Origin of the sequence: Robertmurraya korlensis NBRC 107688 (assembly GCF_001591645.1) — a bacterium.
Classification (GTDB): domain Bacteria; phylum Bacillota; class Bacilli; order Bacillales; family Cytobacillaceae; genus Robertmurraya_A.
Map to the genome: position 1 here is coordinate 110,964 of NZ_BCVH01000003.1, position 14,853 is coordinate 125,816.

11 protein-coding genes are annotated in these 14,853 nt (G+C 35.0%); 10 read left to right on the forward strand and 1 reads right to left on the reverse strand.

From position 1 onward, the window contains the following. The first annotated feature begins 458 nt into the window (after positions 1-458). The 3 genes from BKO01S_RS07035 to BKO01S_RS07045 all read left to right on the forward strand — a co-directional run bounded on the left by BKO01S_RS07035 (position 459) and on the right by BKO01S_RS07045 (position 3,947). Complete coding sequence (locus BKO01S_RS07035; RefSeq protein ID WP_066050908.1) at positions 459-1,016, forward strand: hypothetical protein; 558 nt, start codon at positions 459-461, stop codon at positions 1,014-1,016. A gap of 79 nt (positions 1,017-1,095) precedes the next feature. Then, positions 1,096-1,857: a hypothetical protein gene (locus BKO01S_RS07040; protein ID WP_066050911.1), complete on the forward strand. Its 762-nt coding sequence runs from the start codon at positions 1,096-1,098 to the stop codon at positions 1,855-1,857. Between the two features lie 269 nt (positions 1,858-2,126). Next, positions 2,127-3,947: a GmrSD restriction endonuclease domain-containing protein gene (locus BKO01S_RS07045; protein ID WP_066050913.1), complete on the forward strand. Its 1,821-nt coding sequence runs from the start codon at positions 2,127-2,129 to the stop codon at positions 3,945-3,947. 211 nt (positions 3,948-4,158) lie between these two features. On the opposite strand, the gene BKO01S_RS07050 is transcribed toward BKO01S_RS07045, so the two are convergent. Further along, positions 4,159-5,115 carry an NAD(P)-dependent alcohol dehydrogenase gene (locus BKO01S_RS07050; protein ID WP_066050915.1) on the reverse strand — a complete coding sequence of 319 codons (957 nt, stop codon included), beginning with the start codon at positions 5,113-5,115 and terminating at the stop codon, positions 4,159-4,161. A gap of 446 nt (positions 5,116-5,561) precedes the next feature. On the opposite strand from BKO01S_RS07050, the gene BKO01S_RS07055 reads away from it, so the two are divergent. The 7 genes from BKO01S_RS07055 to BKO01S_RS07085 all read left to right on the forward strand — a co-directional run bounded on the left by BKO01S_RS07055 (position 5,562) and on the right by BKO01S_RS07085 (position 14,770). Further along, positions 5,562-7,232 carry a DUF2075 domain-containing protein gene (locus BKO01S_RS07055; RefSeq protein WP_066050920.1) on the forward strand — a complete coding sequence of 557 codons (1,671 nt, stop codon included), beginning with the start codon at positions 5,562-5,564 and terminating at the stop codon, positions 7,230-7,232. A gap of 299 nt (positions 7,233-7,531) precedes the next feature. Next, entirely contained in the window at positions 7,532-7,864 is a 333-nt protein-coding gene (locus BKO01S_RS07060; RefSeq protein ID WP_066051314.1) for a nucleotide pyrophosphohydrolase, read from the forward strand. A 60-nt stretch (positions 7,865-7,924) separates the two neighbouring features. Continuing rightward, positions 7,925-8,314, forward strand: coding sequence for a YkvA family protein (locus BKO01S_RS07065; RefSeq protein WP_066050924.1), 390 nt, complete (start codon positions 7,925-7,927; stop codon positions 8,312-8,314). A 348-nt stretch (positions 8,315-8,662) separates the two neighbouring features. Beyond that, positions 8,663-10,315 carry a hydroxylamine reductase gene (gene hcp, locus BKO01S_RS07070; protein WP_198158781.1) on the forward strand — a complete coding sequence of 551 codons (1,653 nt, stop codon included), beginning with the start codon at positions 8,663-8,665 and terminating at the stop codon, positions 10,313-10,315. A gap of 564 nt (positions 10,316-10,879) precedes the next feature. After that, a complete protein-coding gene (locus BKO01S_RS07075) occupies positions 10,880-11,899 on the forward strand; it encodes an ABC transporter substrate-binding protein (protein ID WP_066050930.1) in 1,020 nt (339 codons plus the stop codon). Between the two features lie 89 nt (positions 11,900-11,988). Further along, on the forward strand, positions 11,989-13,704 hold the full coding sequence (locus BKO01S_RS07080; RefSeq protein ID WP_066050932.1) for an ABC transporter permease: 1,716 nt from the start codon (positions 11,989-11,991) through the stop codon (positions 13,702-13,704). Beyond that, positions 13,688-14,770: an ABC transporter ATP-binding protein gene (locus tag BKO01S_RS07085; protein ID WP_066050935.1), complete on the forward strand. Its 1,083-nt coding sequence runs from the start codon at positions 13,688-13,690 to the stop codon at positions 14,768-14,770. The genes BKO01S_RS07080 and BKO01S_RS07085 overlap by 17 nt, the downstream gene beginning before the upstream one ends. Positions 14,771-14,853 lie beyond the last annotated feature (83 nt).

The window sequence follows — 14,853 nt, forward strand, 5'->3', positions numbered from 1 at the left end:
CAGAGGACTACAGGTATAGAGCTTTTTACCTAAATTAATTTTTTCCACATCTATTAAGATCTACTTTAATTCAATCACATCTACTTTACCTTCTTGTAATTAATTATCCTAGTTATAAATTCACAATTTTATACAAAATTCGTGTTTCCTTTACAAAATTAAATTAATAGAATAAGAAGTGTAGATTTTTTAAATTAATAAAATCATCCTCAGGTATTGAATAATTAAAATGACAACCTTATACCAATGTATTTGCTATTATCAAATTAAAGGAAGAGAAGAGGATTCAATGTTTATTTATCAACTATTGAAAGAATATAGAAAACGTTTTGGTTTTAAAACAGTACTAATTCGTAATATAAGGACTAATAAATTGATTTTATTATGGTTGTTTATCAGTCAGTCTGTGTTTTCCTATTCTAATAGGTTATCTTTTTTTCATAAAGATGTTAAGTTTTATGATCTTAGCTATATTAGTTTATTTAACTGTTCTCTTCTTCGGAGGTGAACAACATAAGAGGAAGATGATAAAAGCAAGGCCATTCAATTCACTTGGATTTGATGTGCAACCATTCAAACAAATGCTTTATGAAAAGTATGGAATAGTAACAGAGGAACAACTGTTAAGATTGGATGAAATAATAAAAAGGGAGTTATCATTAAATGAATACTATCGGAAATATCCACTATCAGAAATGATTAAACAACTAATTGTAGCGATTTTAACTACAGGATTATTATCATATGCATTTATTGAGATAAGGTATGGAAATCAAGAGTCTGCATCTAACTTAATAGCAGTTTATCTTACATGCATAGCAATAATAGCTATGATAGGTGGATTTCTAAAACAATGTAAAGACTTTGGTTCAACTTCAAGTTTAAATGACATATCTTACATGATTCAAATTGTTCTATTAGAAGAATCAATTCAAAAGGAACAGCCTGAAACAACTAATAAAAATAATATTGAACACGACTACTTACTGCCTAGAAGAAAGTTGAGATATAAATAAGTCTCAAAAGTAAGGTAACTATTTTCGAGGCTGATATATCCAAATATTAGCTTATCTCTTTGATAGGATGTGATAAAGTTTGAACATAAACATGATAATAAAATGGATGAATGCTAATGGAGGGATAATATCAGTAATAGGTATAGTTGTAAGTATTCTTGCAGTATTTATTTCGTATTATTTAGGTAAGCTTTCAGTAAAGAAAAAAACACAACAAACAAATAAGGACCTAAAAGATATCCTAGCTATTGAAATAATGGCAAATTTAGATTTTTTAACCTCAATTAAAAGAGTTCATGATTTGAACATGAAATCAGACAATAACTTTCAAGTACCTACTAGAGCTCCTAGAATACCAGTAATTGAAAATCTTTATAAGTACGAACAAATATCCTCACTTGACAAAGAAGAAAAATATTACTTTAGTAATATTTTTGGAAAGCTAACTAAATTTAACACAGAATATTATATTTATAGGGACTACTCGTATAAAGGTCTTATTACTAATAATTTTGATTATGAACAAATTAGCACGCCAATGATGAACACCTTTGATTCACTAATGGAAATCATGATGTTGCTTTGGGCTAGAATTGTTCAAGAAGTAGGTCATGAATCTATACATTCAATGATTCGTTCACTTAATAAATCTATTAACGATTTTAAAAGAAAAGGTAAAAGTATAATGGTTACTTATGATATAAACAATGTAAAGAGTCGATATAGTTGTGATTACAATCAACTAGAAGTAATCTTATGTTGGGTTTGCAAAGATACGAGTAATGATGAAGGTAAAATTATAATAAATGTACAAGAACACATTCCTAAAGAAGGTATATGAAAACTAGATTACTTAATAGAGCTAGTTTTATATTTAATTCTCCAATCTTATAGGTGACAGAGGGACCATCATTTAAGGAAATAAAACCTAGCCGGATCTTTTTAGAGATTCCGGATTTTTTGGTGGTAGTTAGTCTCAACATTACTATTACTGTTCTAGTTATATGTTTAGTTACATTTGAATATAAATATAAGTTGTGCAAAGAAAAACTATAACAGCTTATACACTATGAAGTTTGATAATATAAAATTTATAGAGGAGGGATTATCATGGGGAGCACGTTTAAATCCAATGATACACCAGTTTCTGAAATATTACGTTCTATAGAAAAAGGTATAATTCAATTACCTGATTTCCAACGAGGTTGGGTATGGGATGATAATCGAATTAAAGCTCTAATAGCGAGTATCACAAATTCATACCCAGTTGGAGCATTAATGTTCTTGGAATATAGTGAAGGCGGAAATGTTCGTTTTAAATATCGTCCTTTTACTGGTGCAACTGCTATACATAATCCTGAAGTATTAGTTCTTGATGGACAACAAAGAATGACATCTATCTTTAATGCATTGTTCTCTAGACAGGCGGTCTTGACGAGAACAGATAAAAATAAAGAAATAAAACGATTTTATTATTTGGACATTGAACGTTGCTTAAATAGTACAACTGATCGTGTCGATGCAATTATCTCAGTACCTGAGGATAAGTTTGTACGTTCAAATTTCGGAAGAGACATTGAGCTTGATTTAAGTACTAGAGAAAATGAATGCAAAAACAATATGTTCCCTCTAAATATTGTGTATGATCCTATTGAAGCTCAAATGTGGATGAATGAATATCAAAAATACTACAATTACGATCCTGTTATTTTAGCAAAGTATGCGCAATTTTTTGCAGATATTTTGGTACCTATTCAAAGTTATAAAGTTCCGGTTATCACTTTGAGCAAAGAAACCCCTAAGGAAGCAGTTTGCCAAGTATTTGAAAATGTGAATACTGGTGGAGTCTCCTTAACTGTGTTCGAGCTAATAACAGCAACCTTTGCTGCAGATAATTTTGAATTAAGAAAAGACTGGGAGAAACGATATAAGAAATTAATAGAAAAGTCGGCCTTATCAGTCTCGAATCAAAAAGAAGCTATATTATCAGTAGTGTCGTCAACGGACTTTTTGACTGCAATAACATTACTGCATCGATATTACGTTAAAATAAATGGTGGAGAAGCCATTAGCTGTAAGAAAAAAGATGTATTAAAACTATCTTTATCTGAGTATCAGCTCTATGCGGATGTTCTAACTGAGGGTTTTATTCAAGCAGCCAGCTTTTTAAAAGAACAACGAATATTTTCTGCAAGAGACTTGCCTTATAGTACACAGTTAATGCCGTTGGCGGTTATATTCTCCATATTAAAAACAAGAACACAAGATAGCATCATTAAAGAGAAGATCTCAACTTGGTATTGGTGCGGAGTATTCGGTGAAATGTATGGTGGTGCTAATGAAACAAGGTATGCTAATGATGTAGGCGGAATGATAGATTGGATTAATGGTGGAAATGAACCTGATACAGTACAAAGAGCCTATTTCCAACCTACAAGGTTATTATCTCTACAAACCAGGTTAAGTGCCGCATATAAGGGTGTTATGGCATTAATTTTAAAAGAGGGATGTCTAGATTTTATTAGTGGAAGCGCTATGGATTTTACTGTTTACTTAGATGAAAATACAGATATCCATCATATATTCCCCCGAGCTTATTGTGAAGCGAAGCAATTTAACAAAACCAAATGGAACTCAATCGTAAATAAAACGCCATTATTTGCGAGAACAAACCGAATCATAGGTGGGAATGCACCTACTGATTATTTAATGAAGATTGAAAAAAGTAATCATGTAGCACGTACTAATCTAGATCATCATATTAAAACTCATAAAATTGACGTAAATGATTTGAGAAGTGATAATTTTGATGAATTTTTTATTAAACGTGCTAAATCATTACTAGGATTGATCAGTGAGGCAATGTCAAAATCTATTCCTAATCTTAATGGAGAAGATGTAATAGCAGGTTTTGGTGGACGGTTGGATTAATAATGATAATATACAAACATCAATAACAAATCGCCATTATTGATATTAATTCTAGGAATAGATGTCTACATATATTATTTAATTCTAATGCCTGCCTCCCCCAGCGTAGTAAGCACTATCACACTGGGAGGGCAGGTTTCGTTTTTATGTAACCATTACACATAAGTGTTATAGGAAGTTCCTAAAATATTATTTATAAACAGTTATATATTTATTCCTTGATTTTAAGAACAATCTTCCCCTTTGTACGACCACTTTCAATGTGCTGGTGAGCCTCTACAATCTGTTCCAAAGGAAAGCACTTCTCAATAACGGGTCTTAGTTTTTCTTCCTCCACAAGATTGCATAAGAAATCTAGATCTCTATTGTTTGGTTTTGCAAAGTGAATTTTTGCTTTCTTTCCACCAATGAATGAACTTATCATTAATTGAACCGGGTGATATTTAGGGTAAAATAGATGTTCAGTAATATAAACACCATTTTCGGTTAAAGAGCGTATACAACTGAAAAATGTCCGCTTCCCAACTGCATCCAGAATAACATCGTACTTTTTTCCATTATCCGCGAAATTTTCCTTCGTATAATCAAGAACGTAATGCGCCCCAAGTTCCTTAACCCAATCGAGATTGGGGGTACTACAAACAGCAGTCACCTCAGCCCCAAAGTATAGTGCAAGTTGAACTGCAAAGTGCCCTACACCACCTGACGCACCATATATTAAGACTTTTTGTCCTTTTTTTACCTGTGCTACATCACGTAATGCTTGTAGCGCAGTTTGACCAGCACATGGTATAGCTGCGGCTTCTTCAAAAGTTACGTTTTTAGGCTTATGACTTAGGTATATCTCACGCGAAGAGACATATTCAGAATGGGACCCGAAACAACTCCCAAAAACATGTTCACCCACTTTAAATCTATGTACGTTTTTACCGACTGCCTCAACCGTACCCGCAACATCTATACCCAGTATGAAATTTTTAGGTTTTTTTAGTCCATTATCTAACCTTGTAGGTAAATAGCCCTTTCGGTACAAATAGTCTAAAGCATTCACAGACGCGCTGTGTACACTAATCAGCAATCTATCATCATCCTTAATGTAAGGCTGTTCGACATCCTTTACCTCTATTACTTCAGGGGGACCATAGGTTGAATAAATAGCTGCTCTCACCTGCATTACCTCCTTTAGTATTCTTTTTTTTATTTGGTTAGAACTTGTCATTTCATGTTAATCTACGCTTTTTTGTATAAATATAGGGATATACAATCACAGTTGTATGTTTTCTATATGAAGTCATACGATGGTAATAAGGTTATTTCTATATATTCGTCTAATTAATTTATATGACCTTAAGTACACATTTTTAATGTTGAAAATAAACCATGTTGTTATTTCGTTTCCGGGTACTTCAAAAGAGAAGTAGTTGGGTTCATTTTTTTATATCCTCGAAGGAAAAGGTCTTTCTACCATGTTGACTATCACACGAGTCATCTTTAATCTTCATATATTAATTTTAAATTTGTTAAAGAATATAAATGTAAATGCTATTAATGTAATATGGTAAAATATTCATATCGATAATTTAATTAAAAGGTAATATGAAAGGTAATTTCCTAATGAATACATTAGAAATCATATCCATGCCATTTACTCATACTTCAATAGACTCTTTACAGGGTAAACCTTATTCCGATTATCCAGTCGTATATTTTTTAAACAATCACACGATGGTTTACATTGGAGAGTCAGTAGCTGTAAGAAATCGTATGAAAAATCATTTGAATAATTTGGAAAGAAAATCATTGGATCAAATGACATTGATTGTTCATGAAAAGTTCAATCGGTCAGCAACCTATAATATTGAAACGAAGCTTATTAATTATTTTCTGGCAGATGAACGCTATAAACTTCAAAATAAGAGTCAGACAGCTGATAGTGTCAGCCACAATTATTATGATAAGTCGTTTTATAATGAAAAGTTATTTAATGAATTATGGGACCAGTTAAAGGAAAAGGACTATGTTACTCACTCAAGAGAAGTCATAGAAAATAAAGATATTTTTAAATTATCTCCGTTCAAAGAGCTTTCGGCTGAACAAATAGAGTTGAAGGAAAAGATTATTGAGGTTTGTGAAAAACATATCAAGGACGAAGAACCATTTGTTTTCCTTGTTAAAGGTGAAGCAGGTACGGGTAAGAGTGTGGTATTAAGCGCCGTCTTTAATCGGATTCAAGAGTTAGCAAAGGAGAAATCTTCCGCTCTTCATAACAGTAATAACTTTTTATTAGTCAATCATTCGGAGATGTTAAAAACGTATCAAAAAATTGCGGGGAAAGTAAAAGCACTTAGAAAGAATAATTTTGACAAACCGACTCCTTTCATAAATAAACGAAAAAAAGCTAACGAAAAAGCTGATATTGTATTTGTAGATGAAGCGCATTTATTATTAACCAGATCAGACAGCTTTAATAATTTCAAAGAGAATAACCATCTAGAAGAGATTATGAAACATAGCAAAATTGTCATCTTGGTATTTGATGATAAGCAAGTGTTAAAAATGAAAAGCTATTGGGATAAAAATAAGCTTCTACGTCTTGTAGATAGTCAACATTCGGAAGAATTTATATTAAAAAATCAATTTCGCATGCGTGCTAGTAATCATATGATTCGTTGGATCGATCATTTGATCGAAAAAAAGATTACTCCTATTCCTGAAAAAGAAGAGTTTGATTTTCAAATTTTTGATTCAGCAGCTAAGATGTATAAAGAAATACGTGAGAAGAATAAGAAATTTGGCCTAGCAAGAATGGTCTCAACATTCGATTATGTTCATAAAAAAGATGGTGAGACTTACTATATAGAAGAAGATCAATTTAAATTGCCTTGGAACACTACTGAAGGAGATACCACCTGGGCTGAAAGAGAAGATACAATCAGGGAAGTTGGTTCTATCTATACGATTCAAGGTTTCGATTTAAATTATGTGGGTGTTATTTTAGGACCATCGGTTTCGTATGATGAGGAAAAAAATGAATTGAAGATTATTACAGAACATTATAGGGATACAGAGGCTTTCAGAGGTAAAGATGAATTTGTTGATCCTGAATCTGTTAAGGAAAAAATCATTATAAATTCGATAAATGTGTTATTGAAGAGGGGAATAAAGGGTCTATATATATTTGCAAGTAATTCAAAGCTAAGAGCACATTTATTAAAACTTTATCAAAATCGTACGAAAAATTATGGGAATATGATGGTCGCAGAGGATAATAGTAATTATCATTAAATCGATGCGTTTTTTTAAAAAATTTGAATATATCATATTGGGCTAGTAAGTAAGGAGCGTTGACCTTGGAATATTTGGACTCATTTGAAATGGAAGATAGAAAAAAATTAGATAAAATCATAGCAGAACTAAAAGATAAATATCCTAAAATTAATTGGCAAACCAAATTGCACGACAATGAAGAGATGAAAGGGAACCCAACCATTTTTATTTCATTGATAGTCCCATCTTCCCAATATGAAGAAGCTCAACAAATTTACCAAGAATTAAAGGATGTAGGATTCGATTTTGAATCATCCATCTTTGATCCTTTAATTGAGGAGATTGTAGACTTCCGAGACGAAAGAAATTGGCAGCAATTCCATAATCCAAAGGATCTAGCTATATCCCTTTCCTTGGAAGCAAGTGAATTATTGGAAAACTTTCAATGGAAAACAAATAAAGAAGCCATAGACGACAATATTGATAATATTACCGATGAAATAGCAGATGTGGTAATCTATGCATTATTAATATCTAATGAGCTAGAAATAAATTTAGAACAGGCCATTAAAGAAAAAATCCATAAAAACAGACAAAAGTACCCGGTTAATAAGTCTTTTGGATCGAGTAAGAAATATACGGATTTATAAGGTAGAAATAGTAAACGAATGCTTTGAACATTTGATAATATCTAATAAAGGGGAATAACGATGAATAACACAGAAGAATTAGAAGACTCTGGGAAACACTTTTCAGATGAAAACTTATGGGATAAATTAAAGAATTTTGCAAAAAAAGCAGGTTCCTCCGTTGTATATGCAGTCTTACTATTATACTTTACTCTTCAAAAACCAGAGGTACCTGTAAAGGCAAAGACCATCATCATTGGTGCATTAGGATACTTTATTCTTCCATTAGATTTAATTCCAGATATAACGCCAGGAGTAGGGTTTACAGATGATTTAGGCGCTCTAGGAGTTGCCTTGTTCCAAGTGGCTATATATATAGATGAAGATATTAAGAATAAAGCAAAAGAGAAATTAAGAGAATGGTTCGGAGATAACGTTGATACCTCCGACATCGATGGGAAGATTGGTTAATCAGGGATGGACACTAGGGGGGGATACTCCCTAGTTTTTTTATTTTTTTCTTATATATCTAACTGCTGTAAGTTTTAAAAGAGTTTCAATCTTGAAGATAATAACTTTTTTTCGAGTGACCTTGTTTTAAGTCTATTATAAAAGAACATCCCCTAACTTTATATAACCCTTAGAAAATCAAGTTATTTTTGATTTCCTCCCTTCTAATTTAGTCAATTAAGTGAACTATGTCTTAAAAGTGAGCTATATCACACCTACTTTTACCGATAGTTGGTAAAGTGAATTCATTATTGAATGAAAAATGTAAGGTCACCTAATGATTAAAGGGTAGGGGGAAGAAAAATGAGTATGTTTTGTTATCAATGTCAAGAAACAGCAAATGGAACAGGTTGTACGATTGCCGGGATTTGTGGGAAAAAAGATGATTTAGCGAATATGCAAGATTTATTGGTTTATGTGGTAAAGGGTCTGGGGATTGTTCATACTGAAGCTAGAGAACTAGGGTTGAAGAATAGTAAAGTAGATGAGTTTATTGTAAATGGTCTTTTTATGACGATTACAAATGCCAACTGGGATAAGAATGATTTTTATAATAAGGTTCGAGAAGGTCTGAACATTCGTGAAGAGATCAAGTCGTCGATTGAAAAGGCTGGCTCAAAATTAGCTAATACAAGCGATTTTGTTACCTGGTATGGTGAGACTAGTCTTGAATTTGAAAACAAAGCTGCTTCACAAGAGGTAAGCATTCTTGCAACAACAGATGAAGATATCCGCTCGTTAAGGGAATTAATTACATATGGTCTAAAAGGATTGGCTGCCTACCTTCAGCATGCCGCACATTTAGGCTATAAAAAAGACTCTCTTTATGCTTTTATGCAAAAGACATTGTCGCAGATAACAGATGATACATTAACATTGGACGAATTGATTGCCCTTTCTATGGAAGTTGGAAAGTATGGGGTTCATGGGATGGAATTATTAGATACTGCAAATACATCCACTTATGGACATCCAGAGGTAACAAAAGTAAACATCGGTGTGGGTAAAAACCCAGGAATTTTAATAAGCGGACATGACCTGAAAGATATTGAACAATTATTAAAGCAAACTGAGGGCACTGGTGTGGATGTGTATACACATAGTGAAATGCTCGTTGCCAATTATTACCCAGCATTTAAGAAATATGATCACTTTGTAGGTAACTACGGAAATGCTTGGTGGGAACAAACACGAGAATTTGAAAGCTTTAACGGTCCGATTCTCATGACAACAAACTGTATTGTCCCACCAAAAGCTTCGTACAAAGATAGAATGTATACGACTGGGGCAACAGGAGTAGAAGGTGTGACTTATATCGCGGAGAAAGAGGATGGAACAAAAGACTTCTCAGTGATGATTGAGCATGCAAAACAATGTGAATCTCCGATTGAAATTGAGACGGGTGAAATTATTGGAGGATTTGCCCATAATCAAGTCGCTCAAGTGGCTGATCAAGTAGTCGACGCTGTGAAGAATGGAGATATTAAACGATTCTTTGTTATGGCTGGCTGTGATGGACGCCATAAAAGTAGAACGTATTATAAAGAGTTTGCTGAAGAGCTTTCTAACGATACCATCATACTAACAGCTGGTTGTGCGAAATATAGATACAATAAGCTTGATTTGGGTGATATTAATGGGATTCCAAGAGTACTTGATGCTGGTCAATGTAATGATTCATATTCACTTGTCTTGACCGCATTAAAACTAAAGGATGCCTTTGGCTTGGAAAGTATTAATGACCTTCCATTGTCTTATAATATCGCATGGTATGAGCAAAAGGCAGTCATTGTATTCCTATCACTTCTCCATCTAGGTGTGAAGAACATTCATGTTGGTCCTACATTACCAGCTTTCCTTTCACCGAATGTAACAAACTTCTTGGTAGAAAACTTTGGTGTAGGAAGCATTACGAATACAACGGATGATATTGACATGTTTATGAAGGCTGTAGCAAACTAATTTACAGTTGTTTCAAGAGGGTGACTCAAATGATCGTTTTTTAACGACCTTTTGAGTCATCTTCTTTTATTATCTAGACCATTCATAGTAACTGGGCACTTTCTGTTTTTCAGTAATAAGAAGAGTGCTAGTTTATCTGGTACAACACCTAGATGGTAGTATAAGCCAAGTTCATCCACTATAGATAATGACTTTACTATTTAATAAGAAATTGTAAATTTGTAACAAAAAGTTTACATCTGTTCCTCCCGAAAACCTCCTTAAAACCACCAATTCTAGAAAATAACATCACTATAATCTGATAGAGAAAGCAAAAATTGACTGATTCCCTATACAAGAAATTTACAAAATATTAGTCGTGCCTCTAATGTCGCTTAATATCGATCTATTACACTTACAATTATAGTGTCGAAGAGGGGGCTGGTTATACAATCTGAGTATTCGGACGAGCAGTAGTTAAGTATTCTATTGTTCTAAAAGGCTGCGTTCATAAAGAGACTTGCAAAAATTACATACGAATCATCAAATCAACATTTCCAATCAAAATTAAGGAGGAGAGGAAACATGAATAAAGTAAAAGGTGGATTACTACTAGGTCTTGTATCATTTGCGCTTGCTGGCTGCGGTAGTGAGGAAAGTAGTACCAATAGTGGAAGTGCAACTGAAATTGAAGGGGATTTATCTTTTTACACGTCACAACCTGATGAGGATGCTCAGAAATTAGTTGATGCATTCACAGAGAAATATCCGGATGTAAAGGTACAAACATATCGATCAGGGACAGAAGAGGTCATTAGCAAAATTAAAGCGGAGCAGAAAGCGGGAGACGTTCAAGCAGATGTATTACTAGTAGCGGATTCTGTCACGTTTGAGGATTTGAAGGAAGAAGATTTATTACTTGAATATAAATCCGAGGAGCTTAGTGAAATTCCTTCTAAACTAGTGGATCCTGATGGCATGTATGCTGGTACAAAGGTGATGGCTACAGCCTTAGTAGCAAACACAGCAAATGTAAAGGAAATGCCAGACTCATGGGATGTACTGACAGATGAGAGTTCTAAAGGGGAAGCTATCATGCCAAGTCCCTTTTATTCAGGTGCTGCTGCTTATAATTTAGGTGTATTTATACGAAATGACGCATTCGGCTGGGATTATTTTAAGAGTTTAAAAGAAAATGAAATGACGGTAACAAAAGGGAATGGAGCGGTTCTTCAAGCGGTTGCCAATGGGGAAAAATCATATGGAATGGTTGTTGACTTTATTGTGGCACGAGCTAAAGCGGAAGGATCTCCCGTTGAACTGATCTACCCAAAAGAAGGGGTACCAGTGATTACTGAGCCAATCGGGATTATGAAGGATGCTGAAAACGAAGCAGCAGCAAAGGCGTTTGTTGATTTTGTTTTATCAGAAGAAGGGCAAGAGTTGGCAGCGGAAATTGGCTATACACCTATCCGCAAAGGTGTGGAAGCTCCAGAAGGTTTACAAACGATTGACGAAATGAAAGTGATGGATGCGGACATTAGTGAATTATATCAAGCAAGAGAAGATGATAAAAAGGAATTTGAAACCATTTTTGGACAATAAGAGCTTCCTATTTAAAAGGCTACTCAAATTCTTACGTTGAGCTAGCCTTTTTTCATAAGGTCATCATCATCTAAGGAGAGAAATACTGAATGCTGCAAAATGTGGTCAGTCGAGTTCAAAACCAACATAAATGGTGGTTTTTCATTGGTGTATTATTTGTAGTGATTTTTTTTGTGGTACCTATATGTAGACTCGTTTTTCTAAGCTTTTCTTCAGAAGGAGGCTTCACACTAGGAAATTATAATTCCGTTCTTCAGGATCGTTCTACATGGAAAACGATTGAACATACGTTATATGTGGTTGGTGGTTCGTCTATTATCGCGATTATCTTAGGAGTTATCATGGCTTGGGTTGTGGCGTACACCAATATTAGGTACAAACAACTGCTCCAAACTTTCATCTTTTTGCCCTTTATTATTCCATCCTACATCACGACATTAGCATGGACTCAGTTCATGAGCAAGGATGGATTTTTCGCTCATCTAGTAAGCATGCTTCTGGGATCCATTGAGCCCTTGAACATGTATAGTTTACAAGGAATCATCCTGGTCATGGGATTATCCCATTATCCACTTGTCTACTTATTAACGGTGAGTGTCCTTCGAAAAATCCCCCGTGATCTTGAGTATGCGGCAAGGGTTTCAGGATCAAGCAAGTGGCAGTCTTTCAAAAAAATCACGCTTCCACTTGCGTTACCAGGAATTGCAAGTGGTGGGTTTCTGGCCTTTATTTCAAGCCTTGATAATTTTGGCATTCCTGCGTTTCTTGGGATCCCAGGGAATATCCGAGTGCTCAGTACCTATATCTATGAGCAAATCGTAGGGCTAGGACCGAATTCCTTTGAAAGGGCGGCCACTTTATCGGTGATTTTAGGGGTCATTGCACTATCAGGTACTGCTATTCAGTGGTTGCTATTAAAGAAGTCTAAACATATGGAAACAGCGGTTGAGGATAAAGAACCAAGATTTCTCTTTTCGAAAAGAACCCGTCTTACCATTGAACTGCTTTTATGGAGCTTTTTACTAGTAACCACCCTGGTTCCACTACTGTCCATGCTATCAGCCTCGCTGATTAAAGCGTATGGGTTGCCGTTTGCACCTGAAAATATAAGCTTAAAAAACTATCAATTTGTGTTGCTTGAAAATCAAAAGGCAATCACCTCTTTAAAAAATAGTGCGAATTTGGCAATGGTCACCACGGTTATTTGTTTAGTGATAGGGACTGCCATTGCTTATGTTCGAACAAAAATGCCTTCTTTGATGACAAAAGGCTTAGAGATGATTATTGGAATTCCTTATGCATTACCAGGCACAGTTTTAGCATTAGCGATGATATTTGCTTGGATCGAACCCATTCCAGGCTGGAATCCTGGAATATACGGGACCATTACGATTCTATTCATTGCTTATGTGACACGTTTTTTAATTTTACAGGTCAGGGGAAGCATTACAGCATTTATGCAGGTTGACCCTTCGATGGAGGAAGCTGCTCGAGTGAGTGGTTCTAACGGATTTTATAAGTGGAAGCAAATTTTGATGCCATTGATTTTGCCTGGAGTCATTAGTGGTGCGTTACTCGTCTTTTTAACTGCATTAACGGAACTAACGGTTTCCTCTCTTCTATGGTCTAGTGGAACGGAGACAATTGGGCTTGTGATTTTTAATTTTGAACAAGCTGGGTATTCAACGTATTCAACGGCATTCTCAAGTATTGTTGTTTTATTGATTTTATTAGCCTTTACTTTGGTAGCTATTTTACAAAAATTATGGGATAGGAGGGTACTGCGTCATGAGCACTCAGATTAAAAATGTAGAAAAACGCTTTGGTTCCTTTCAAGCATTGCAGCAAATCAACTTGGAAATAAAAGAGGGTGAATTTGTTGCGATTCTTGGTCCATCAGGCTGTGGGAAAACAACGTTACTTCGAATATTAGCTGGTTTTGATTCACCATCGTCAGGAGAAGTGTTGGTGAATAACAAACTAGTCGCAAATGAAACCTCCTTCTTACCACCTGAAAAGCGTAATATCGGAATGGTGTTTCAATCCTTTGCTTTGTGGCCGCATATGAATGTAAGGGATCATATTCGCTTTCCTTTAAAACATCATCAATTTTTAAATGAAGACCATAAATCCAGCATTCATCAAAGAGTGGACGAAGTGTTAAAAATGGTAGATATGGATCATCTAGGTGAAAGAATGCCAAGTGAACTATCAGGAGGGCAAAAACAACGAGTGGCCTTAGCACGTGCGATCGCTCCCAAACCAGGCTTATTGTTAATGGACGAACCCCTTAGTAGCTTGGATGCTGAATTGCGAATGGGAATGCGTAAGGAGATTCAGCAACTACACCATGTGACAAAGGCTTCGATTGTGTATGTGACACATGACCAAACGGAAGCACTGGCGATGGCAGATACAATCGTGGTCATGAATAAGGGGAAGATTGAACAGGTAGGGACTCCCAAGGAAATTTATAGCTCACCAACCACACCATTTGTTGCCTCCTTTGTTGGGAAAGCGAACGTAATAAAAGGAAAATGGGAAGGGACAACCTTTTCTCCTTTTGATCAGCATTCTATTAAATGGGATGGAACGGCGGTCACAGAAGAATTAAGGGAGAAAAACCTATTTCCCGCTCGTCCGGAGCAACTAGAAATTTCATATCATGCTGATGGTGTAAAAGGAATAATCACGAATGTCCAATATCAAGGAAAAGAGATTCACTACACGGTTATGGTGGAAGGGGAGCAGTGGGTGGTCCATCAGGATGTTTTCACAAAGTTCTCCATCGGTGATGAGGTATATGTTCATTTAAAGGAATGGCATGATAGAAGGAATATCGGGGAGAAAAACCAACTTCTATTTGTATAACCGTCCCTATGTTTTCCTAGAAAGTGATAAAAGCAAAAGCGGGATAACCTGAATGATCGATGGTTTTCCCGCTTTATATTTTT

Coding starts and splice junctions, on each gene's coding strand:
- BKO01S_RS07065 (WP_066050924.1), top strand. CDS start 7,925: ATGAATAACACAGAAGAATTAGAAGACTCTGGGAAACACTTTTCAGAT.
- BKO01S_RS07085 (WP_066050935.1), top strand. CDS start 13,688: ATGAGCACTCAGATTAAAAATGTAGAAAAACGCTTTGGTTCCTTTCAA.
- BKO01S_RS07055 (WP_066050920.1), top strand. CDS start 5,562: ATGAATACATTAGAAATCATATCCATGCCATTTACTCATACTTCAATA.
- BKO01S_RS07045 (WP_066050913.1), top strand. CDS start 2,127: ATGGGGAGCACGTTTAAATCCAATGATACACCAGTTTCTGAAATATTA.
- hcp (WP_198158781.1), top strand. CDS start 8,663: ATGTTTTGTTATCAATGTCAAGAAACAGCAAATGGAACAGGTTGTACG.
- BKO01S_RS07075 (WP_066050930.1), top strand. CDS start 10,880: ATGAATAAAGTAAAAGGTGGATTACTACTAGGTCTTGTATCATTTGCG.
- BKO01S_RS07080 (WP_066050932.1), top strand. CDS start 11,989: ATGCTGCAAAATGTGGTCAGTCGAGTTCAAAACCAACATAAATGGTGG.
- BKO01S_RS07035 (WP_066050908.1), top strand. CDS start 459: ATGATCTTAGCTATATTAGTTTATTTAACTGTTCTCTTCTTCGGAGGT.